At 64.3% G+C, this 19,746-nt stretch carries 22 protein-coding genes; 11 read left to right on the forward strand and 11 right to left on the reverse strand.

What is annotated here, in order from left to right; translation table 11 throughout:
* The first annotated feature begins 3 nt into the window (after positions 1 to 3).
* The 5 genes from M0765_RS22325 to M0765_RS22345 all read left to right on the forward strand — a co-directional run bounded on the left by M0765_RS22325 (position 4) and on the right by M0765_RS22345 (position 4,255).
* Positions 4 to 1,959, forward strand: a complete 1,956-nt coding sequence (locus M0765_RS22325; protein ID WP_258505961.1) for a 3-oxoacyl-[acyl-carrier-protein] synthase III C-terminal domain-containing protein — start codon at positions 4 to 6, stop codon at positions 1,957 to 1,959.
* Positions 1,943 to 2,854, forward strand: coding sequence for a DUF6999 family protein (locus M0765_RS22330; RefSeq protein WP_258505962.1), 912 nt, complete (start codon positions 1,943 to 1,945; stop codon positions 2,852 to 2,854). The genes M0765_RS22325 and M0765_RS22330 overlap by 17 nt, the downstream gene beginning before the upstream one ends.
* Positions 2,855 to 2,872: 18 nt before the next feature.
* Positions 2,873 to 3,241, forward strand: a complete 369-nt coding sequence (locus M0765_RS22335) for a hypothetical protein (RefSeq protein ID WP_126746489.1) — start codon at positions 2,873 to 2,875, stop codon at positions 3,239 to 3,241.
* Positions 3,228 to 3,458, forward strand: a complete 231-nt coding sequence (locus M0765_RS22340; protein WP_012747462.1) for a hypothetical protein — start codon at positions 3,228 to 3,230, stop codon at positions 3,456 to 3,458. Before M0765_RS22335 ends, M0765_RS22340 begins: the two co-directional genes overlap by 14 nt.
* A gap of 215 nt (positions 3,459 to 3,673) precedes the next feature.
* A complete protein-coding gene (locus tag M0765_RS22345) occupies positions 3,674 to 4,255 on the forward strand; it encodes a hypothetical protein (protein ID WP_258505963.1) in 582 nt (193 codons plus the stop codon).
* Here the strand turns inward: M0765_RS22345 and M0765_RS22350 are convergent.
* On the reverse strand, positions 4,249 to 5,097 hold the full coding sequence (locus M0765_RS22350; RefSeq protein ID WP_258505964.1) for a metal-dependent hydrolase: 849 nt from the start codon (positions 5,095 to 5,097) through the stop codon (positions 4,249 to 4,251). The two genes, M0765_RS22345 and M0765_RS22350, sit on opposite strands and share 7 nt — an antisense overlap.
* Positions 5,098 to 5,206: 109 nt before the next feature.
* Between M0765_RS22350 and M0765_RS22355 the strand changes: the two genes are divergently transcribed.
* A complete protein-coding gene (locus M0765_RS22355; protein ID WP_258505966.1) occupies positions 5,207 to 5,842 on the forward strand; it encodes a TetR/AcrR family transcriptional regulator in 636 nt (211 codons plus the stop codon).
* 37 nt (positions 5,843 to 5,879) lie between these two features.
* Here the strand turns inward: M0765_RS22355 and M0765_RS22360 are convergent, their stop codons facing one another.
* Entirely contained in the window at positions 5,880 to 6,248 is a 369-nt protein-coding gene (locus tag M0765_RS22360) for a nuclear transport factor 2 family protein (protein ID WP_258505967.1), read from the reverse strand.
* Positions 6,249 to 6,261: 13 nt separating this feature from the next.
* On the reverse strand, positions 6,262 to 8,472 hold the full coding sequence (locus tag M0765_RS22365) for a sodium-translocating pyrophosphatase (RefSeq protein WP_258505968.1): 2,211 nt from the start codon (positions 8,470 to 8,472) through the stop codon (positions 6,262 to 6,264).
* 254 nt (positions 8,473 to 8,726) lie between these two features.
* On the opposite strand from M0765_RS22365, the gene ppa reads away from it, so the two are divergent.
* A complete protein-coding gene (gene ppa / locus M0765_RS22370; protein ID WP_021007095.1) occupies positions 8,727 to 9,254 on the forward strand; it encodes an inorganic diphosphatase in 528 nt (175 codons plus the stop codon).
* Between the two features lie 58 nt (positions 9,255 to 9,312).
* Here ppa and M0765_RS22375 read toward each other — a convergent pair whose 3' ends face one another.
* A complete protein-coding gene (locus tag M0765_RS22375) occupies positions 9,313 to 10,065 on the reverse strand; it encodes a hypothetical protein (protein WP_258505970.1) in 753 nt (250 codons plus the stop codon).
* A gap of 76 nt (positions 10,066 to 10,141) precedes the next feature.
* On the reverse strand, positions 10,142 to 11,323 hold the full coding sequence (locus M0765_RS22380; protein WP_258505971.1) for a GNAT family N-acetyltransferase: 1,182 nt from the start codon (positions 11,321 to 11,323) through the stop codon (positions 10,142 to 10,144).
* 19 nt (positions 11,324 to 11,342) lie between these two features.
* Here M0765_RS22380 and M0765_RS22385 point away from each other — a divergent pair, with 19 nt between their 5' ends.
* Both M0765_RS22385 and M0765_RS22390 read left to right on the forward strand, forming a co-directional pair.
* Positions 11,343 to 13,046 carry an NAD+ synthase gene (locus M0765_RS22385; protein WP_258505972.1) on the forward strand — a complete coding sequence of 568 codons (1,704 nt, stop codon included), beginning with the start codon at positions 11,343 to 11,345 and terminating at the stop codon, positions 13,044 to 13,046.
* Complete coding sequence (locus tag M0765_RS22390) at positions 13,043 to 13,381, forward strand: P-II family nitrogen regulator (protein WP_126746480.1); 339 nt, start codon at positions 13,043 to 13,045, stop codon at positions 13,379 to 13,381. Before M0765_RS22385 ends, M0765_RS22390 begins: the two co-directional genes overlap by 4 nt.
* Positions 13,382 to 13,507: 126 nt before the next feature.
* Here the strand turns inward: M0765_RS22390 and M0765_RS22395 are convergent, their stop codons facing one another.
* The 6 genes from M0765_RS22395 to M0765_RS22420 all read right to left on the reverse strand — a co-directional run bounded on the left by M0765_RS22395 (position 13,508) and on the right by M0765_RS22420 (position 17,035).
* Positions 13,508 to 14,098 carry an LOG family protein gene (locus M0765_RS22395; RefSeq protein ID WP_258505973.1) on the reverse strand — a complete coding sequence of 197 codons (591 nt, stop codon included), beginning with the start codon at positions 14,096 to 14,098 and terminating at the stop codon, positions 13,508 to 13,510.
* Positions 14,099 to 14,129: 31 nt separating this feature from the next.
* A complete protein-coding gene (locus tag M0765_RS22400; protein WP_258505974.1) occupies positions 14,130 to 14,537 on the reverse strand; it encodes a diacylglycerol kinase in 408 nt (135 codons plus the stop codon).
* Positions 14,534 to 14,998 carry an RDD family protein gene (locus M0765_RS22405; RefSeq protein ID WP_242631094.1) on the reverse strand — a complete coding sequence of 155 codons (465 nt, stop codon included), beginning with the start codon at positions 14,996 to 14,998 and terminating at the stop codon, positions 14,534 to 14,536. The genes M0765_RS22400 and M0765_RS22405 overlap by 4 nt, the downstream gene beginning before the upstream one ends.
* 115 nt (positions 14,999 to 15,113) lie before the next feature.
* On the reverse strand, positions 15,114 to 15,989 hold the full coding sequence (locus M0765_RS22410) for a DUF3106 domain-containing protein (RefSeq protein WP_258505975.1): 876 nt from the start codon (positions 15,987 to 15,989) through the stop codon (positions 15,114 to 15,116).
* A gap of 60 nt (positions 15,990 to 16,049) precedes the next feature.
* Positions 16,050 to 16,472: a DUF3619 family protein gene (locus tag M0765_RS22415; RefSeq protein ID WP_258505976.1), complete on the reverse strand. Its 423-nt coding sequence runs from the start codon at positions 16,470 to 16,472 to the stop codon at positions 16,050 to 16,052.
* Entirely contained in the window at positions 16,469 to 17,035 is a 567-nt protein-coding gene (locus M0765_RS22420; RefSeq protein WP_093019119.1) for an RNA polymerase sigma factor, read from the reverse strand. The genes M0765_RS22415 and M0765_RS22420 overlap by 4 nt, the downstream gene beginning before the upstream one ends.
* Positions 17,036 to 17,317: 282 nt before the next feature.
* Here M0765_RS22420 and M0765_RS22425 point away from each other — a divergent pair, with 282 nt between their 5' ends.
* Together M0765_RS22425 and ilvN are read left to right on the forward strand one after the other, a co-directional pair.
* Positions 17,318 to 19,102: an acetolactate synthase 3 catalytic subunit gene (locus M0765_RS22425; RefSeq protein ID WP_258505977.1), complete on the forward strand. Its 1,785-nt coding sequence runs from the start codon at positions 17,318 to 17,320 to the stop codon at positions 19,100 to 19,102.
* A gap of 107 nt (positions 19,103 to 19,209) precedes the next feature.
* Positions 19,210 to 19,701 (forward strand): acetolactate synthase small subunit, encoded by a 492-nt coding sequence (ilvN, locus tag M0765_RS22430; protein ID WP_012747479.1) that lies wholly within the window; start codon positions 19,210 to 19,212, stop codon positions 19,699 to 19,701.
* Positions 19,702 to 19,746 lie beyond the last annotated feature (45 nt).

Raw genomic sequence — 19,746 nt, forward strand, 5'->3', positions numbered from 1 at the left:
ACCATGCCTGTTCCATTTCAACGCGTCTACATCGAGAGCGCCGGCTACTACATGCCCGGCGAGCCCATTCCCAACGAGCGCATGGATGCCTACATCGCGCCGCTCAACCGCATGTCGGAGCGCATCAAGCGGCGCATCCTGGCCGAGAACGGCATTCTCACGCGGCACTACGCAATCGACGAGGAGGGCATGACGCGTCAAACCAATGCGCAACTGGCGGCGGGCGCGATCCGCGATTGCCTGCAGCGCGGCGGGGCCGAGCTGTCGCGCGTTTCGCTGCTGGCCAGCGGTTCGTCGGGCGGCGACACGCTCATGCCCGGCTTTGCCAACATGATTCAGGGCGAACTGGCGGCGGCGCCAATGGAGACCTTGTCGGTACACGGCATCTGCGCCGCGGGCGTGTCGGCCATCCAGTCGGCCGCGCAAGGCATCGAACTGGGCGCGCACCGCAGCGCGCTTGCGGTGGCAAGCGAAATGCCGTCGCGGCTTTTCAAGCGCTCGCGCTTCGCGGCGCGTGGCTACGAAACGGACTTCGATTCGCACTTCCTGCGGTGGATGCTTTCCGACGGTGCCGGCGCGTTGCTGCTCTCCGACGGCACGCCCGGGCTGGCCGGCAACCCGGGGCTGCGTTTGCGGCTGAAATGGGTGCACCAGCGCGCGTTCTCGGGCGACTACCCGGTGTGCATGCAGCTGGGCCTGACCGAAGACCGTACGCGCGGGCATCTGGACTACGGCTCCTGGGCGGAGGCGGAAGCGGCGGGTGCCTTGTCGCTGCGGCAGGACATTCGCCTGTTGCCGCACCTGTTCGACGTTGGCATTCACGAATACGCGACGCTGGTGCGCGATGGCTGGGTCGATCCGAAGCGGGTCGATCATTTCCTGTGCCACTACTCGTCGGAAAAATTCATTCCGGTGGTCGAAGACCTGATGACCAAGGCCGACCTTGCGATTCCCCGCGAGAAGTGGTGGAGCAACCTGGCCTGGCGCGGAAACACCGGCGCGGCGTCGATCCTGATCATGCTGTCGGAGTTCTTGCACACCAAGACGCTGAAGCCCGGTGAGCAGATCTTCTGCTACGTGCCGGAGTCGGGGCGCTTCATGGCTGCCTACATGCTGCTGGAGGCCGAGGCGGCGGATGCGCCGCTGCAGGCGGTGCCCAGCCCACGCGCGGCCGCCGAAGCTGCGCCCGCCGACGACGAGACGGCGATTGCGCCGCCGCACGATCCGGCCGCCGCGCCTGAAGGCTTGGCCGCGCTGCTGACCGAGCTGGCCGGCATCTGGCACGACTACCGCTCCAACGTCTGGCGCACGCCTTTGATCCGCCAGATTCGCGAGCGCCGCTTCGCGCTGCCCGATTACCTGAACTGGATGGAGCAGTGGGTTCCGCAGGTGCGCGAAGGCAGCCGCTGGATGCGCGAAGGCGCCGCTTCGCTGACGGGGCCCTACAAGACGCTTGCCGCGTTGATCGACGTGCACGCGGGCGAAGAGCAGGACGACTTCAACATTCTCTTCAGCGACTACCGGAAGGCCGGCGGCACCGTGGCCGAGATCGGCGAGTTGCGCCGCAACCCCGGTGGGGAGGCGCTCAACGCCTACCTGCACGGCCTGGCCGCCACGCGCGACCCCATCGGGCTGCTGGGCGCGATCTACATCATCGAAGGCACGGGCCAGCGCATCGTGCCGGCGCTGCTCCCGCTGATCAAGGCCGGCCTCAAGCTGCCGCCAGATGCGTTCCGCTTTCTCGAGTACCACGGCCACAACGACGAGAACCACCTGAACCGATGGCTTGCCGCGGTCGAGATGGTGATGGCCGTGGAAGCGGACAACGACGGCCAAGGCGGCAAAGGGCAGGGCCGCGCAGCCCGGCAGATCATCGACACGGCGCGCCACACGGCCGCGCTGTACTTGATGCAGTTTCAGCACATCACGGAGCGAATGTCACATGAGCCGAACGCCTGATTTTCTCGAGCAGGGCCACGACGAGCGCGACCCCAGCCCCTGGCTGGCCCTCTACCTCGACCAGAGCACGCCGCTGCCCGACGAGGTCAAGGCCGCGTGGCTCGCCGATTCGAGCTCGGGCTCGCGCCAGTATCTGCTGCCGTTCCTGCGGCCGGTGGCGCGGCTCACGATCATCCTGATCCAGGTGGTGAAGGTGTTCGTGCCGCGCAACTGGTCGCACTCGAAGATGCTGCACAACCTGCTGGCCTGGGGGCTGAAGCGCTTCGTGTCGCCGGAGGCGAACTGGCTGATCCTGCGGCACTTCCATCTGGGTTCGCAGGTGCTGAGCTTCATTGGCCGCAATTCCCCCGCGCCGGTGGGCACCTCGCCGCTGGAGCCTGCCGATATCGACGCACTCAGGGACGAGACATTCCTGAAGCACGATCTGAACCTGTTCAATTTCGTGATCCGCCTGAACCAAGCGCTGCGCGACAAGGGTATGGTTCTCGGCAAGGCGCCGAATGTCGACTTTTCGATGATCAAGGACCCTGGGTTGCGGCTTTCGGACATGCCGCAAGGCAAACTGAATTTTCTCGACCTGCAGAGTGCCATCGAGCTTTTTACGCCGCTGTATCAGTTGATGTTGACCGATAACGACTTTTGGCGCGCCGCCAACTCCCTGCAGCTGGACGAAACCATCGGCATCTACGCCGCGACGGTGCTGGGTGCTCCGGAGCACCTGATTCTGGTCAACAACAAGCACCCGCTGGTGCCGCTTTCCACCTTGCGGGCGGGACATCGGCTGGTCATCCATGGGCTTTCGACTGAAATGCTGCACAGCCTGCTGCGGCGCATGCAGGTCGCGCATAAGGCGCCGCCCGAGCCAACACCCGCACGGGAGGAGGCACTTGCATAAAGCGTATGCTGCCCCCAGATGGACTCCATGAACACGACCCAAAATCCGTCTCCCAAGACCGATCTGGCAGTGACCCACGTGCTGGCTCAACTGCTGGAACGGCTCGAGCACAGCACCGTTCCCGTCGGGGCGGAGCAGTACCGCTCGGTGGTCGAGCACCTCGTGCACGAATTCAGCGACGTTGAACCGGGCGCCGATCTGGGCCGCCTGCTCGACGCTTATCCCGCTGCCGCCGAGGTGTACGAAAATATCAACTATCAACACGCCGGCCTGTGCCGCTCGGCGCTGGACGCGGCACTTGCAGCCGAAGTCCGCGCCAGAGAAGTCATCGCACGGGCCATGCGTAATACCGAACCCAAAAAGGACAAAGCCGATGGCCAAAGCTGAGGTGAAGACTGCCGTCGTGGCCGATGGCTTGCGTTACAAATCAAAGGCACCAGGGTCGCCGTTCCGTGCGTCCGCGTCTTTCAGCGGGGCAACCATGTCCTGCTTCATGTGCGGCAAGCACCGCGTGCGGTCGCAATTGCGCACCCGCCAGGTGCTCGGCAAGTCGCAAACCGTTTGCGCGCCTTCGTGCAAGGCGCTGGACGAGTCGCTCGAATAATCTGGCGGCGCTCGGCTAGCAGGGCTGAGCGTCTTTTGGCGACATGCCCGAGCACCGCCGGTGCAGATTTCCTTCCCTATTTGCGGTATTGGATATACAGTTAGACACAATTGATGCAAGTAATTGCAGTCAATAAAAAGTTCTAATTTGTAGTCGACGGCAAATGATTTTGTATAGGCGCGCCCGGCGTCGGGCAATGTGCGGAAGGACCTGCAATGAATAAATCACGTCATGTCGTCATGCAGGTGGTCAGGCGCTCGTCCGGCAGCGCGACGCACCATGTCGAGTTCTTCATGGACAACATCTTTGCCGAACGCCTTCGGCAGTTGCGCTCGCTGGTGCCGCCGCTCGGCAGCCTCAACAAGCAGCGCGACCTGGTGATCGACAAGGTGCGGGTGCGGCTTCCCAATGCCATCTGGCGCACCGGCAGCCATGTCGACAGCGGCGTCGAGGGCTCCTGCATCGTGATTGCAGCCGAAGGATCGTTCAACTGCGGCGGCAAGGACCGCAACACCCGCGAGAAGCTGGTGACCTACAACTTCTCGATTGCGCGCCTGATCGAGTTGCACGCCGAACGCCCCGACAACGAAACCCTGTACATCCGCGACGGCACTTTTGCCAACGACGAGCCCGCCGAGTCGGCCGCGGGCCAGTGGGTTGCCTCATTGAATGAGCTGGAAGCCGTGATGCGTGTTCCCGATGCTCCCTCGGACTTCGACACCTTGCACGACTTGACGATGCGGCCCGAGCAGCGGCCGGCTGTCACCCCTCCCACGCACCGGGCCAGCTTCTACTGAAGAGCCGCGCCGGCCGCTTCGGGTGCCGCGCCCACGGCGGCGTATTGCGCGCGGTTGTTTTCGAGCCAGCGCGCCGAAAGGCTGCTGTCTTGCTGCGCCGGATGAAAGTCTTCGCGGAAGTAGCTGCGCCAGGCGCCCCAATTTCCTCGCAGCAAGCCGCCTCTGCTCAGCAGAATGCGCGCGGCGCTTTTCCAGGTCGCCCACTTCCACAGCTGCCCTTCATGGCGCAGGTTGTCGACCGTCTGGTGCAGCAGGTCGCCCAGGAACATCACGGTCACGCGGCGAAACCAGCGCGTGCGCCACGCGTCCGAACCCTGCGCGGCCTTGTAGATGTCGAAGGCGACGGACTTGTGCTCCAGCTCTTCGGCGCAATGCCAGAGCCACATCGTCCGCAGCCGAGGTTCGGCGCCGTCGAGCACTTCAGGGTGGGCCAGCAGCCATTCGGCAAACATGGCAGTGAAGTGCTCGGTCGCCGCGGTCACGGCCAGCGCGTGGCGAGGATCGGCGCCTTCCATCAGCTCCATTCGCTTGGCAGCACGGGCCGTCCAGCCGTCCTTCAGGCCCTGCGCTTCGAGGTGGCCGTTGAAGAGGGTGTGGATGCGACGGTGCGTGGCTTCCTGCCCGATGAAGCCGCGCACCTCGGCACGGTATTTTTCTTGCGCTTCCGCCGGCAGCGTGGCCACGGTGTCGCGCACGGCATCGATGAAGAACTGCTCGCCGAACGGAAAGCTCATCGACAAGGCGTTGAAGAAGGCGGTGGAGAATGCATCGCCCCCGCACCAGTTGCGGCCGAACGGCGTTTGCAGATCGATGAGAAGGCGGCGCACCACAAGCTCGGTCATGAAAGCAATCCTCTGGAGGGTGGGTTGGTACACGTCAGTACCGGTTGCCTGAATAGTGCGCACATCTGCTGGTACCGTCAAGTACCAGGGCGTAGGAAAATGTACCCTCATGAGCATCGCGATTGAAAAACCAGCCCTTGCCGGCCCTTCGGGAGAGCCGGTGCACGAGCATTACTCGCGCCTGCTGGAGGGCATGGCCCGCGCCGTGGCGGCCAAAGGCTACGCGGAGACAACCATTGCCGACATCGTGCGCGAAGCGGCGGTTTCGCGCCGAACCTTCTACGAGCACTTCGCGACCAAATCGGAGTGCCTGATTGCCCTGTACGAGGCTGCCAGCAAGCTGGCGCTGCGGGCGGTGAGCGAGGCCTTCGATCCGGCGCATCCGTGGCACGCGCAGGTGGAGCGGGCCATGACCGCCTACTTCGACTATCTTGCGCAGGACCCGGTGCTGCTGCGTACGCTGTTCATCGAGATACTCGGGCTCGGAATGCCAGGCTTGGCGGCGCGGCGCCGGGTGAACGATGAGATTGCCAGCTTCATCCAGCTGGCCATCAATGGCAGCGGCGGCAACGCGCAGGGCGGCCCCGCGGCACACCTCACCAGCGAAATGGCCATGACGGTGGTGGGCGGCATCAACGAGCTGGTGCTCCAGGCCATCGAGCAAAACCGGGCCGGCGATCTGAGCCAACTGGTTGCATCGGCCACGCGCCTGGTGCGCGCCGTGGCCGCCGAGAGCTCCAGGTAGCGGCCAGGCAGGGGCTAGGTAGCGGCAGATCGGCCGATCAAGCCGGCTTGGCCTGCGCCGGGTCGTAGAAGAATTCTTCCTCGGCAATGCGGTCGCCCTCCCAGCGCTGCCAGGCGAGCTCTTCCATGCGCATGGTCTTGCCGCCCTTGAAGCGGAAATCGAACACCCACCGGATCACCACGTGGTCGCCGTTCACGAGCACGGGGCGCACGCAGGTCGAAACGACGGATTCGGTTCGCTCCAGCATCGCCTGCTCGTGCGCAACCAGCGTGGCGCGGCCGCGCCGGGGCTCGGCCTGGTTCTCACGCATGGTCGCGTCTTCGGTGTAGTAGTTTTCGATGGCCTTGGCATGCGCGCCACTTTCGACGGCGGCGATAAAGGCTTCGAGTCTTTCCGCGGAAGGCATCAGGTCTTGACTTTCATTTCACTGCGCCCGAGGCAACCGCTGCTGGCGGCGTTGCGGGAGCAGCCGGGGCAACCGAGGCGGCGGGGACTGCAGGAGCAGCCGGCGCCATTATGGCCGCCGGCGCCTCGACCTTGTGCGGCACGGCCGCCGCCGCATCGCCGCCGTGGAACTTGACCACCAGCGGCACGATCAGCAGCGCCACGATGTTGATGATCTTGATCAGCGGGTTCACCGCCGGGCCCGCCGTGTCCTTGTAGGGGTCGCCCACGGTGTCGCCGGTGACGGCCGCCTTGTGCGCCTCGGAGCCCTTGCCGCCGTGATGGCCGTCTTCGATGTACTTCTTGGCGTTGTCCCAGGCGCCGCCGCCCGTGCACATCGAGATGGCCACGAACAGGCCTGTGACGATGGTGCCCATCAGCAGGCCGCCCAGCGCCTTCGGTCCGAGCAGCAGGCCGACCAGGATCGGCACCACCACCGGCAGCAGCGAGGGAATCATCATTTCCTTGATGGCCGCGCCGGTCAGCATACCCACGGCCTTGCCGTACTCGGGCTTGCCGGTGCCTTCCATGATGCCGGGGATTTCGCGGAACTGCCTGCGCACTTCTTCCACCACCGCGCCGGCAGCCCGGCCCACGGCTTCCATGGCCATGGCGCCGAACAGATAGGGAATCAGCCCGCCGATGAAGAGGCCGACGATCACCATCGGATCGCTCAGGTTGAAGCTGATGTTCAGCCCGAAGCTCTCCAGCTTGTGGGTGTAGTCCGCAAACAGCACCAGCGAGGCCAAGCCAGCCGAGCCGATGGCGTAGCCCTTGGTCACCGCCTTCGTGGTATTGCCGACCGCATCGAGCGGATCGGTCACGGCGCGCACGCTGTCGGGCAGTTCGCTCATCTCGGCAATGCCGCCGGCGTTGTCGGTGATGGGGCCGTAGGCGTCGAGCGCCACCACGATGCCCGCCATGCTCAGCATCGACGTGGCAGCCACGGCAATGCCGTAGAGCCCTGCGAGCGCGTACGAGGCCAGGATGGCAATGCAGACGAAGATCACCGGCCAGGCCGTGGAACGCATCGAGACGCCCAGGCCCGCGATGATGTTGGTGCCATGGCCCGTGGTGGAGGCCTGCGCGATGTGCCGCACCGGCTTGTACTGCGTGCCGGTGTAGTACTCGGTTACCCACACCAGCGCCGCGGTGAGCGCAAGGCCCACGAAGCAGGCGCCGAACAGCTTGAGCTGGCTGCCGCTCGGGGCGATGGCGTTGTCCGGAATGATCCAGCTCGTGACAAACCAGAACGCGATCAGCGACAGGATGCCCGCCACCGCCAGGCCCTTGTAGAGCGCAGGCATCACGTTGACCATGCCCGGCGAGGCCTTCACGAAGAAGCAGCCGACGATCGACGCGATGATCGACACGCCGCCCAGCGCGAGCGGGTACAGCACCGCGTTGACCGGTGCCGCCGCCACCATGAGCGCGCCCAGCACCATGGTGGCGATGAGCGTGACCGCGTAGGTCTCGAACAGGTCGGCCGCCATGCCGGCGCAGTCGCCGACGTTGTCGCCCACGTTGTCCGCAATCACGGCCGGATTGCGTGGGTCGTCTTCCGGAATGCCGGCTTCGACCTTGCCGACCAGGTCGGCACCCACGTCGGCGCCCTTGGTGAAGATGCCGCCGCCCAGCCGGGCGAAGATCGAGATCAGCGACGAGCCGAAGGCAAAGCCGATGAGCGGGTTGAGGATGGCCGAAAGGCTGCGGTCCGGCGTGAGATTGCCGTTGCCTGCCAGGAACCAGTAGAAGACCGAGACGCCCAGGAGGCCGAGACCGACCACCAGCATGCCGGTGATGGCGCCGCCGCGAAACGCGACGTCAAGCGCCGGGCCGATGCCTTGCGTGGCCGCCTGCGCGGTGCGCACATTGGCGCGCACCGACACATTCATGCCAATGAAGCCGCATGCGCCCGAAAGCACCGCGCCCACCACGAAGCCCACGGCCGTGGTCGCATCCAGGAAGATGCCGATGAGAATGGCCAGCACGACGCCGACCACCGCAATGGTGGTGTACTGCTTGGCGAGGTAGGCCGATGCGCCGGCCTGGATGGCGGCTGCGATTTCCTGCATCCGGGCGTTGCCCGGGTCCTTGGCGAGAATCCAACTTCGGGCCCAGAAACCGTATCCGACGGCCACGAGGCCGCAGACGATGGCGAGTATCAGGGGGGTGTTGCCGATCATGCTTTGCTTCTCCATTCGTTCGTTGTGACTTGTGGAGACGGACAGCATGGGTCCTGCGCGCAACGCGTACGGGACCCATGTTTTCCGTCGCGTTGCTTCCTCGAAGCTCACTGCACCGGAGTGCGGAGCCGATTGGCCAACGGGTGCAATTTACAGGCAAAAACAAGAACGTGTGCGACCGGCTCGTGACACGGAAAGTAAACTCCGGGTTTGTCCCCATCTCCTCTCATACTTTTCAACTACTCGAAAACGTCATGTCCTTCGACAAAGTCTCCCCCGGCAAGAATATTCCCGACGCCTTCAATGTGGTGATCGAAATCCCGATGAATGCCGACCCGATCAAGTACGAAGTCGACAAGGAATCGGGCGCGATCTTCGTCGATCGCTTCATGACGACCGCGATGTACTACCCGGCCAACTACGGCTACGTGCCCCAGACGCTGTCGGGCGACGGCGACCCGGTCGACGTGCTGGTGATTGCACCGTACCCGCTCTTGCCCGGCGTGGTGGTGCCGTGCCGTCCGCTCGGCATCCTGATGATGGAAGACGAAGCCGGCGTGGATGGCAAGGTGCTGGCGGTACCCACCGACAAGGTGCTGCCGATCTACAGCCACTGGAAGTCGGTCGACGACGTGAACCCGATGCGCCTGAAGGCCATCAGCCACTTCTTCGAGCACTACAAGGACCTGGAAGCCGGCAAGTGGGTCAAGGTGCTGGGCTGGGAAGGCATCGACGCTGCCAAGAAGGAAGTCGTCGACGGCATTGCTGCTTACAAGAAGTAAGCGGGGTAATTGGCCTGATCGGTCCTGCCGAAGAGCAGGGCGCCAGGCGGGCGGGGCCTCAGCCCTGCGCCGCGTCGCCGGCCAGACGCATCCATTCGCGATTGACGGAGCGTGCGTGCGAATTCCAGTGGCGCGCAGCCTGCTGGAGTTCGTTCCATTGGCGCTGCGCGGCAGCGGTATCGCCTTGCTCCGCCAGCCAGGCGATGTAGCGGGCACGGGCTTCGACCGTGTTGTACTGGCTCAGCGCCGATTCGAAGGCCTCGCGGGCCTCCGCATGGCGCCCGTCGGCAGCGAGCGCGCGGGCGGTGAGCACGGCGACTTCGTCTCTTCGGTAGTCGTCGCGTGAGGCGCGCAGAGCCTGGAGCGCTTGCAGCGCTTCGCGGCCCGAAGCCGCGCCGCCTGCGGCGAGCAGCGCGCTGGCCAGGCCAAATTGCAATTCAGGATCGGATGCGAGCGGACCTTTCAGGGCGTCGCGGTAGTGCCCGACCGCGTCGGCAGCCTGGCCCTTGTCGAGCGCGGCCTTGGCAAGGCGCAGCTTGTTCTGGGCGGTGGGGGCGAGGTCGTAGGCCTCGGTGGCTGCGCGATACTCGCGCTCGGGGTCGATAAAGCCGATGGCCGCGCTCGCCACCTTGCCCGCGGTGCGCTGCATGCGGGAGGCCGGCAGGTACTCGACCACAAAGTACACAACGCTGCCCAGCAAGGGAAAGCTGAACAGAATGATGAGCCAGTACATCTGCTTGCCGTGGCGCATGGCATGCACGGCGAAGAACAGCGCAATGAGGATGTGCAGCCCCAGTCCGACGAACGGCATCGGTTTCTTTCTGTTGTTGGATTGGGCGCGTTTATAGCAGCCCCGCATGGCGGCAGGCCGACCGCGCCGCCGCGTTTCAGCCGGCCTTGAACGGGCTGCGTTCGCCCAACTGGTCCATGTAGTTGCCGATGCCTTCGCCTTCACGCTCGAGAAAGCGCTCGACCGCATCGGCAAACGCAGGGTGTGCCAGCCAATGGGCGCTCGTCGTCTTGACCGGCATGAGCGCGCGCGCCATCTTGTGCTCGCCCTGTGCGCCGCCCTCGAATCGCCTCACGCCGTGCGCAATGCACCAGGCCAGCGGCTGGTAGTAGCAAGCTTCGAAGTGAAGACAATCGACGCGCTCCATGGCGCCCCAGTAGCGGCCATAGGCAACCAGCGCGCCGTCGTCACGCGTGGACAGCGCGATCAGGCTTGTGGCAATCGGTTTGCCGCCGCGTTCGGCGACGAACAGCAGCCAGGCTTCGGGCATCGTGTCGGCCATGCGCTGGAAGAAATCGCGCGAAAGATAGGGCGGATTGCCGTGCTCGCGATAGGTGCGCGCATAGCAGCGGTAGAAAAAATCCCAGTCCGATGCCGCAATACCGGGGCCGCGCGACCAGCGAAAGGTCACGCCTGCATCGGCCACCTTGCGGCGCTCCTGGTGGATCTTCTTGCGCTTGTCGTGCGAAAGGCTGGCAAGGAAGGATTCGAAGTCCGAGTAAGGCCCGGCGCCATCAGCCCCGGCCGGCGCCACATTCGTCCAGTGAAACTGCACCGTGTTGCGCAGCATCAGGCCCGCTTCGGTGCAGGCGGCAATGTCGGCGTCGGCGCCAAACAGCAAATGCAACGACGAAAGTTCTTGCGTCTTGCACCACGCCACCAATGCCTGCACCAGCAGCGTGCGGGTTTGCGCATCGCGGGCCAGCAGACGTGCGCCGGGCACCGGCGTGAACGGCACCGCCACCACCGCCTTGGGGTAGTAGGCAAGGCCGTGCTGCTCATAGGCGTTGGCCCACGCCCAGTCGAAGACGTATTCGCCATAGGAGTGCGTCTTGATGTAGACGGGGCAGGCCGCCTGCAAATCATCCTTGCACCAGAGCGTGACGAACTGCGGCGTCCATCCGCTTTCGGGCGAGGCGCTGCCGCTTTCGTGCAGCGCGGCAAGGTACTCGTAGCGCATGAAAGGCGACGGTTCCGCCTGGGCGTCGAGCAGCGCGTTCCATGCTTTCGGGTTCAGGTCCGACAGCGATGCCATCACCCGAATGACATAATCGTTCAAGCCTTTTTCTTCCTTCCGTATGACGCTCAAGCTCGCCATCGCGCAACTCAATTTTGTGGTGGGCGACCTCGCCGGCAATGCGAAAAAAATCGTCGATGCCGCGCATGAAGCCTACGCAAAGGGCGCGCGTCTTCTGCTCACGCCCGAACTCTCGATTGCCGGCTATGCGGCGGAGGATCTTTTCCTGCGTCCCGCGTTTACCGAAGCTTGCGATGATGCCGTGAAAGGCATTGCCGCCGCGCTGGCCGGTCTCAAAGACATGGTCGTGGTGGTGGGGCATCCGACAGGCGGGAGCCTTCGCAGCCGCTCGGTGGCGGTGCAGATGCGCTACAACGCCGCCAGCGTGATCAGGGAAGGGCGCATCCTCGAAACCTACGCCAAGCGCGAACTGCCCAACTACCAGGTGTTCGACGAACGCCGCTATTTCACGCCGGGGCAGGGCACTTGCGTGTTCGAGGCCGGAGGTGTTTCGGTGGGCCTGCTCATCTGCGAGGACGCCTGGTTCGACGAGCCAGCCGAGCTGGCCCGCGGGGCCGGCGCCGAAGTGCTGGCGGTCATCAACGCCTCGCCGTACCACGTCGGCAAGGAAGGCGAGCGCGTGGCGCGAATGGCCGACCGTGCCCGCGCCGTGGGCCTGCCGCTGGTCTACGCGCACCTGGTTGGCGGGCAGGATGAAGTGGTCTTCGACGGGGCATCCTTCGCCCTGCAGGCCGATGGTGCGCTGGCCGCGCAGGCCGAGAGCTTCAAGGAGCGCCTGGTTTTCATGCAGCTGGAGCGGCCCGCGCAAGGCGGCGACGGCCTTGGCTTCGTGGCCGAGCCTGAAACAATCGCGCCGCCGCGCGATGCCGAGGCCCAGCTGTGGGATGCACTGGTACTGGGCGTGCGGGACTACATCGGCAAGAACGGCTTTCCAGGAGCGATCCTGGGGCTCTCGGGCGGTATCGATTCGGCGTTGGTGCTTGCGATTGCGGTCGATGCGCTCGGCAAGGACAAGGTGCGCGCGGTCATGATGCCTTCGCCCTACACGGCAGACATCAGCTGGATCGATGCGCGCGAGATGGCCAAGCGTCTTGGCGTGCGCTATGACGAAATCTCGATCAAGCACACCTTCGAGTCGTTCAAGGGCGCGCTGGCCGAGGAGTTCAAGGGCCTGCCCGAAGACACGGCCGAAGAAAACATACAGGCACGCATCCGCGGCACGCTCCTGATGGCGCTGTCGAACAAGTTCGGCTCGATCGTTCTCACCACCGGCAACAAGAGCGAAATGGCCACGGGCTATTGCACCCTGTACGGCGACATGGCGGGCGGCTTCGCGGTCATCAAGGACCTGCTGAAGACCACGGTGTTTGCGCTGGCCCGCTGGCGCAATTCCCATGACCCGTACGGCACCGGCGCCTCGCCGATTCCCGAACGGATCATCACGCGGCCGCCCAGCGCCGAACTGCGGCCCGACCAGACCGACCAGGACAGCCTGCCGCCGTACGACATCCTCGATGGCATCCTGGCACGCTACATGCAGGACGACGAGGGCATCGACGAGATCATTGCAGCGGGCTACGAACGCGCGGTGGTCGAGCGGGTTGCGCGGCTCATCAAGATCAATGAATACAAACGGCGCCAGGCGCCAGTGGGCATCCGGGTCACCCATCGCAGCTTCGGCAAAGATTGGCGTTACCCTATCACCAGCAAATTCAACGAAACCGCCGGAGCGCAAAAACCATGAAGCAGATCACCGCCATCGTCAAACCCTTCAAGCTCGAGGACGTGCGCGAAGCGCTGGCCGAAGTGGGGGTTACCGGCCTCACGGTGACCGAAGTCAAGGGCTTCGGCCGCCAGAAGGGGCACACGGAGCTCTATCGTGGTGCGGAATACGTGGTCGACTTCCTGCCGAAGATGAAGGTCGAAGTGGTCGTCAACGAGGGCGACGTGGAACGCTGCATCGAGGCCATCGTCAACTCGGCCCGCACGGGCAAGATCGGCGACGGGAAGATTTTCGTCACGGAAGTCGAGCGCATCGTGCGCATCCGCACCGGCGAAGAGAACGAAAACGCCGTGTAAATAGGCTCGCCCCCAGTCTTCGCGCACTTCGTGTCGCTTCGCCAACCCCTACCGGGGGCAACACCAGCGGCCCGGCAAAGCCGGTTCCGCGGTGTTTCTGGAAAAAGGCAGGTGGCCTGACTGCGGCTACAGGTTTTCGGCCAGTTTGTCGTTGCGGGGATGGAGCGGCACTTCGGCGCGCAAGGCGCTGAGGAGCTCGGTGACGTCGGTGCCGGTGCGGATCAGCTCCATCTGCCATTCGCCCATGAAGCCTTCGCGCACGCTGTGCGCTAGAAAGCCCAGCAGACCGTCGTAGTAGCCGGCGGTATTCAAAATGCCGGTTGGCTTGTCGTGATAGCCGAGCTGGCGCCAGGTCCAGATCTCGAACAGTTCCTCGAAGGTGCCGATGCCGCCCGGAAGGGCGATGAAGGCGTCGGCGCGCTCGCCCATCATGGCCTTGCGCTCATGCATGGTGTCGACCACGTGGAGCTCGTCGCAAAGTGTGTTGGCCAGCTCCCGGTCGACCAGCGCCTTGGGAATGATGCCGACCACGCGGCCGCCGGCTTCGCGCGTGGCCTCGGCCACCGTGCCCATCAGCCCGGTGCGCCCGCCGCCGTAGACCAGCTGGCCGCCATGCTGGCCGATCCACTGGCCGACCGCTTCGGCGGCCTTGGAGAACTCGGCTCGCTCGCCGGGGCGGGAGCCGCAATACACACAGATCGAAAATTCAGGATTCATCCCGCCATCATGCCTTTTGCCGGGGGCGCTTTCATGACGCGAAGCGCTGCCACAACGCCGCCAGCCAGATGCCCCCGCACAGGGTGAGAGACAGCAGAACGGCAGCACTGCCCATGTCCTTGGCGCGCTTGGAAAGGTCGTGCCATTCGGGGCCGATGCGATCGATGGCGGCTTCGACTGCCGTGTTGAGCAGCTCGACGATCATCACCAGAATGGCGCTCCCGGCGAGCAGGGCCACTTCGACCCAGCTGCGGCCGAGCCAGAAGGCAGCCGGAATCATCACGATGGCCATGATGGCTTCCTGGCGGAAGGCCGGCTCGCTCCAGCCCGCGCGAAGGCCGTGCAGGGAAATCAGGGTGGCGTGCCATACGCGCTCGAAACCCTTGCGGGCCTTTTGCGGATTGACGGCGGGGTCGGGAAGCTTGGGCAGGGCACTCATCGGCGGCTCATCGGCTTGGAGGTTATGAGCCGCGTGCCGGCCCAGGCGTCATGCCAGAACTGGCGCTCGGGGTGGAAGCGGGCCAGCACGGCCCACACGGCAATCCAGCCGAACAGCAGGACCAGCGTCTCGACCACCGGAACGCCCAGCAGCGGGTGCAATGCCAGCGGCGGCAGCAGCCAAACCCAACTCAGCACGTAGCGCAAGAAGGCCCGCGGCTGGGTGACCGGGCGGCCTTGCTTGTCCACGATTCGAATGTTCCAGGTTTTCATGCCCAGTGTCTGGCCCTTGGACCAGAACCAGACGAAATAGACGCCGAACACCACGAAGAGATAAGCCAGGAGCAGCGGACGGCGCGTGTCGTCCATGGCGTTGCGCATCTGGCTGAGTGCGCTGAAGAGCCAGGCCGACATCATGGCCACGGCAAACAGCAGCATGCCTTCATAGAGCCAGCATGCCATTCGCCTCCACAGGCCTGGCACTATCGAAAGAGGAGCGCTGGTCGAAGAGTCTGCGGGGAGGAAGAGGAATTCGATTCCGAAACTTCAGGGGAAGGTGAAACCATCGAAATCTTGTTCAGGGGGGCGAGGGCTGCTCGGCTGGCCGTCCCGCGGCAGCGGAGGGCGCGGCGGAAGAGGGGGCCGGCACCTGCGCTTCGGCAGGAATGGGAGCAGACGGCGAACCGGAAGCAGAAGCAGAAGCAGAAGCAGAAGAGGGAACCACGGATACGACGCCCGGTACCCGCTCCGGCGGCGATGCCACCATGACGGCGGCGGGCGCGGTGGTCGGCGCTGCCGCTGCAGTCGCCGACGCGGGTGGCGCCAGCAAGATTCGCGGCGTGTGCTGTCCGGCGGGCGTTACTGCGGGAACCGCAACCAGCTTCTGGGCGGGAACGGGGCGCACCGGAACGGCGGCGCCGCGGGGCTTGACGGGCGCACGTTCGGCAAGCCGGCGCTTCTCTTCTTCGCTCAGCGCCTGGTACTGCTCCCATTTGGCCTTGCGCTCGTCGGCCGGCACGCTCTTGACCTCGGCAAAGTTGAGGCGCGCCTGGGCGCGCTGCTGATTGCTCAGGGCGGCCCATTCGATCATTCGGCTGTGCAGGGTTGTTCGGTCATCGGCCGACATGTTCGCGTAGTTGCGTGACAGTGCCAGCCATTTGCGCTTGTGCCCCGTGCTCAAGGTGTGCCAATGCGACGCGAGCGGCTGCAGCGCCTGCTGCTGCTCGGCAGTCAGTTCGCTCCAGTGCGGCTTGGTTGCCGATGCCACTTTCGAGGTGGACGGGTGGGAAGCCGACGACGACGTCGAAGCCTGCGCTGTGTCGGTGGCCGCCTTCAGCGATTCGGAGTGAGTTTGAGCGTTCGCGAGGTTCAGGCTGCTCACGCCGCCCAGACCGAAGACCGCCATGGCGAGCGCACCCGCCCAAATGACTGCGCCCGACGTTTGCGGGCGCATCAGGCGGGGCGTGGAAGCGCGGGAAACGGGAAGAGGTCGCATTCGTTCGTTCGGCAGGACTCAGTCGGAAGCGCCGTCCGACTTGAGAAACTGGGCGAACCCGGGGTCGGTGTAGGCGGCCGGGGGCAGGTCGTCCGTGAGCAGGGCGGAGTCGACGTCCGCCAGTTCGCTGGCGCGGTCTTCGTCCTGCATGACGCTGATGGTGATCAGCCCGGCCACGAGTGCGATCAACGGGATCACCGAGCCGATGCGCGTCCACCAGCCGCCGCCCATTGTGGCCACATTGCCGGACTGGATGACCGTGGACGCCGCACGCAACTGGGGCGCCTGCTTGCGCATTGCAACGGCTTGCGCCCGTGCCACGCGCAGCCGCTCGCCGATGTCGTGCGGCAGCTCCTGGCTGCCGGCCGACAGCCGCGCAGCCACGCGCTGGCCGAATTTATCTTCGGCGGCAAAAGAAGAGGTAGGAACCTTAGTGTTCATAGCGAAATTCCCTTGGCTTTGAGCGCCTTGCTCAAGGCGTGCACGGCCCGTGAACAATGGGTTTTGACGCTGCCTTCGGAGCAGCCCATTGCAGCGGCCGTCTCCGCCACATCCATTTCTTCCCAGTAACGCATCAGGAAAGCCTCTCGTTGACGACCTGGCAAAGCTGCGATCTGTTCTTCGATCTCGTGAAAGACCTGGGCGCGGCGGGTCGTGTCCTCGGCGCTCTCCGTTTCCCTAGAGTCGGTCGGAGAGACGAAGTTCTCCAGAAGATCGAAATCTCCGTCGTCGCCGGCCGCTTCGAAGTCGCCCAGGTTCGAGAACAGGGCGCGCCGGGTTTTCTGCCGGCGGAACCAGTCGAGCGTGCAGTTCGAAAGAATGCGCTGGAACAGCATCGGGAGCTCTTCCGGCGGCTTGTCTCCGTAGTGCTGCGCCAGCTTCATCATGCTGTCCTGCACGATGTCGAGAGCCGCTTCCTCGTCCCGCACGTGGTAGACCGAGCGCTTGAAAGCGCGCCGTTCGACGCTCTTCAGAAAGTCGGAAAGTTCTTGTTCAGTGGCCAAGCGAGAGGGGGCACCGTGGGGCGCCGCGTGGGAATGGGGTGTCTGGAAGCGCTTATGTTTTCCGCCGCGGATTATGCCTTCCTGCCTTTCGTCGCGGTTTTCGCGCGAAGGCCGGCGCATCGATGTCATAATCCGCGTTGCAAGTCAAAAGGCAAACGGGTCACGGTCCGGCGGAACATCAGTCCGCTCATGGCTTTGGCCTCAAGTCCTGGCGCGACCCCACAAGGGTTGGCAAGGGGCACCCAAGGTTTTTCGTTCCCGAAAAAACTACAAAGGTTGATCATGGAAATCTCGAAGGCGGAGATCATCTCCGCAGCAGCCGCGTCCTCTGGCGCCGGCAATCAAACGCAAGAGCTCATGGGCGCTGAAGTGCTGGTCAAGGCACTGCAGGCCGAAGGCGTCCAGTACATCTGGGGCTATCCGGGCGGCGCGGTTCTGTACATCTACGACGCGTTCTACAAGCAGGACACCATCCAGCACGTGCTGGTGCGCCACGAGCAGGCAGCCGTGCACGCGGCCGACGGCTATGCGCGCGCCACCGGCGAAGTCGGCGTGGCGCTGGTTACCTCCGGCCCCGGGCTGACCAATGCGGTCACCGGCATTGCCACCGCGTACATGGACTCCATTCCGATGGTGATCATCTCGGGCCAGGTACCCACCGCCGCCATCGGCCTCGATGCCTTTCAGGAGTGCGACACCGTCGGCATCACGCGCCCCATCGTGAAGCACAACTTCCTCGTCAAGGACCCGAAAGACCTGGCCCTGACGATGAAAAAGGCCTTCCACATCGCACGCAGCGGCCGTCCGGGCCCGGTGGTGGTGGACGTGCCCAAGGACGTCTCGTTCAAGAAGACCCCGTATTCAGGCTATCCCGACAAGGTCGAGATGCGCTCGTACAACCCGGTGCGCAAGGGCCACGGCGGCCAGATCCGCAAGGCGCTGAACCTGCTGCTGAACGCCAAGCGCCCCTACATCTACACGGGCGGCGGCGTGCTGCTGGGCAACGCCACCAACGAACTGCGCACGCTGGTCGACATGCTCGGCTATCCGGTCACCAACACGCTGATGGGCCTGGGCGCCTACCCGGCGAGCGACCGCAAGTTCCTCGGCATGCTGGGCATGCACGGCACCATCGAAGCCAACAACGCGATGCAGAACTGCGACGTGCTGCTGGCCGTGGGAGCGCGCTTCGACGACCGCGTGATCGGCAACCCGAAGCACTTTGCGATGAACGATCGCAAGATCATCCACGTCGACATCGACCCGTCGAGCATCTCCAAGCGCGTGAAGGTCGACATTCCGATCGTCGGCGACGTGAAGGACGTGCTCACCGAGCTGATCTCGATGATCCGCGAGAGCACCACCAAGCCAGACGCCGGCGCGCTGTCCGACTGGTGGAAGACCATCGAGGCCTGGCGCTCGCGCGACTGCCTCAAGTACGACCGCGACAACAAGGATGTCATCAAGCCGCAGTACGTGGTCGAAACCCTCTGGAACATGACCAAGGATGCCGACACGTACATCACGTCGGACGTCGGCCAGCACCAGATGTGGGCCGCGCAGTACTACCGCTTCGACGAGCCGCGCCGCTGGATCAATTCGGGCGGCCTGGGCACCATGGGCGTCGGTATTCCGTATGCCATGGGCATCAAGCTCGCCAAGCCCGACTCGGAAGTGTTCACCATTACTGGCGAAGGCTCGGTGCAGATGTGCATCCAGGAACTCTCCACCTGCCTGCAATACAACACGCCGATCAAGATCTGCTCGCTCAACAACCGCTACCTGGGCATGGTGCGCCAGTGGCAGGAGATCGAATACTCCGGCCGCTACAGCCACAGCTACATGGATGCGCTCCCCAACTTCGTGAAGCTTGCCGAGGCCTACGGCCACGTCGGCATGCTGATCGAGCGTCCACAAGACGTGGAGCCCGCGCTGCGTGAAGCGCGCAAGCTCAAGGACCGCACCGTGTTCATGGATTTCCGTACCGACCCCACCGAGAACGTGTTCCCGATGGTCAAGGCCGGCATGGGCATCACCGAAATGCTGTTGGGCTCCGAAGATCTCTGATCGACGGCGCATTCGCTCTTAACTTTACTGACGACGAATCTATTGCCCGCCAAGCCCGCGCATTACCGTGCACGGGGGAGGGCGGCGAAAAGAGGAGTCGCGCAAACATGAAACACATCATTGCAGTGCTGCTGGAAAACGAGCCCGGTGCTCTTTCCCGCGTGGTGGGCCTTTTCTCGGCCCGCGGCTACAACATCGAATCGCTGACCGTCGCACCCACCGAAGACGCGAGCCTTTCGCGGATGACCATCGTCACCGCCGGCTCCGACGACGTGATCGAGCAGATCACCAAGCACCTGAACCGCCTGATCGAAGTGGTCAAGGTCGTCGACCTGACCGAAGGCGCCTACACCGAGCGCGAACTCATGATGGTCAAGGTGCGCGCCGTCGGCAAGGAACGCGAAGAAATGATGCGCATGGCCGAGATCTTTCGCGGCCGCATCATCGACGTCACGGACAAGAGCTACACCATCGAACTCACCGGCGACCACGGCAAGAACGATGCTTTCTTGGAAGCAATCGACCGTAGCGCTATCCTCGAGACTGTCCGCACCGGTGCCAGCGGCATCGGGCGCGGCGAGCGCATCCTGCGCGTGTAGGGGGTGAAGATCCCCTCAGTTTCAATGTTCTAAACCAACACATGA

It is taken from the genome of Variovorax sp. S12S4 (assembly GCF_023195515.1).
Lineage (GTDB): Bacteria > Pseudomonadota > Gammaproteobacteria > Burkholderiales > Burkholderiaceae_C > Variovorax.

What these genes read in the sequence shown, in the direction of transcription:
- M0765_RS22330 (WP_258505962.1), top strand. Translation starts at nt 1,943, where the DNA reads ATGAGCCGAACGCCTGATTTTCTCGAGCAGGGCCACGACGAGCGCGAC.
- M0765_RS22365 (WP_258505968.1), bottom strand. Translation starts at nt 8,472, where the DNA reads ATGATCGGCAACACCCCCCTGATACTCGCCATCGTCTGCGGCCTCGTG.
- M0765_RS22355 (WP_258505966.1), top strand. Translation starts at nt 5,207, where the DNA reads ATGAGCATCGCGATTGAAAAACCAGCCCTTGCCGGCCCTTCGGGAGAG.
- M0765_RS22425 (WP_258505977.1), top strand. Translation starts at nt 17,318, where the DNA reads ATGGAAATCTCGAAGGCGGAGATCATCTCCGCAGCAGCCGCGTCCTCT.
- M0765_RS22390 (WP_126746480.1), top strand. Translation starts at nt 13,043, where the DNA reads ATGAAGCAGATCACCGCCATCGTCAAACCCTTCAAGCTCGAGGACGTG.
- M0765_RS22375 (WP_258505970.1), bottom strand. Translation starts at nt 10,065, where the DNA reads ATGCCGTTCGTCGGACTGGGGCTGCACATCCTCATTGCGCTGTTCTTC.
- M0765_RS22350 (WP_258505964.1), bottom strand. Translation starts at nt 5,097, where the DNA reads ATGACCGAGCTTGTGGTGCGCCGCCTTCTCATCGATCTGCAAACGCCG.
- M0765_RS22385 (WP_258505972.1), top strand. Translation starts at nt 11,343, where the DNA reads ATGACGCTCAAGCTCGCCATCGCGCAACTCAATTTTGTGGTGGGCGAC.
- ppa (WP_021007095.1), top strand. Translation starts at nt 8,727, where the DNA reads ATGTCCTTCGACAAAGTCTCCCCCGGCAAGAATATTCCCGACGCCTTC.
- M0765_RS22410 (WP_258505975.1), bottom strand. Translation starts at nt 15,989, where the DNA reads ATGCGCCCGCAAACGTCGGGCGCAGTCATTTGGGCGGGTGCGCTCGCC.
- M0765_RS22340 (WP_012747462.1), top strand. Translation starts at nt 3,228, where the DNA reads ATGGCCAAAGCTGAGGTGAAGACTGCCGTCGTGGCCGATGGCTTGCGT.
- M0765_RS22395 (WP_258505973.1), bottom strand. Translation starts at nt 14,098, where the DNA reads ATGAATCCTGAATTTTCGATCTGTGTGTATTGCGGCTCCCGCCCCGGC.
- M0765_RS22345 (WP_258505963.1), top strand. Translation starts at nt 3,674, where the DNA reads ATGAATAAATCACGTCATGTCGTCATGCAGGTGGTCAGGCGCTCGTCC.
- M0765_RS22360 (WP_258505967.1), bottom strand. Translation starts at nt 6,248, where the DNA reads ATGCCTTCCGCGGAAAGACTCGAAGCCTTTATCGCCGCCGTCGAAAGT.
- M0765_RS22415 (WP_258505976.1), bottom strand. Translation starts at nt 16,472, where the DNA reads ATGAACACTAAGGTTCCTACCTCTTCTTTTGCCGCCGAAGATAAATTC.
- M0765_RS22335 (WP_126746489.1), top strand. Translation starts at nt 2,873, where the DNA reads ATGGACTCCATGAACACGACCCAAAATCCGTCTCCCAAGACCGATCTG.
- ilvN (WP_012747479.1), top strand. Translation starts at nt 19,210, where the DNA reads ATGAAACACATCATTGCAGTGCTGCTGGAAAACGAGCCCGGTGCTCTT.
- M0765_RS22325 (WP_258505961.1), top strand. Translation starts at nt 4, where the DNA reads ATGCCTGTTCCATTTCAACGCGTCTACATCGAGAGCGCCGGCTACTAC.
- M0765_RS22400 (WP_258505974.1), bottom strand. Translation starts at nt 14,537, where the DNA reads ATGAGTGCCCTGCCCAAGCTTCCCGACCCCGCCGTCAATCCGCAAAAG.
- M0765_RS22405 (WP_242631094.1), bottom strand. Translation starts at nt 14,998, where the DNA reads ATGGCATGCTGGCTCTATGAAGGCATGCTGCTGTTTGCCGTGGCCATG.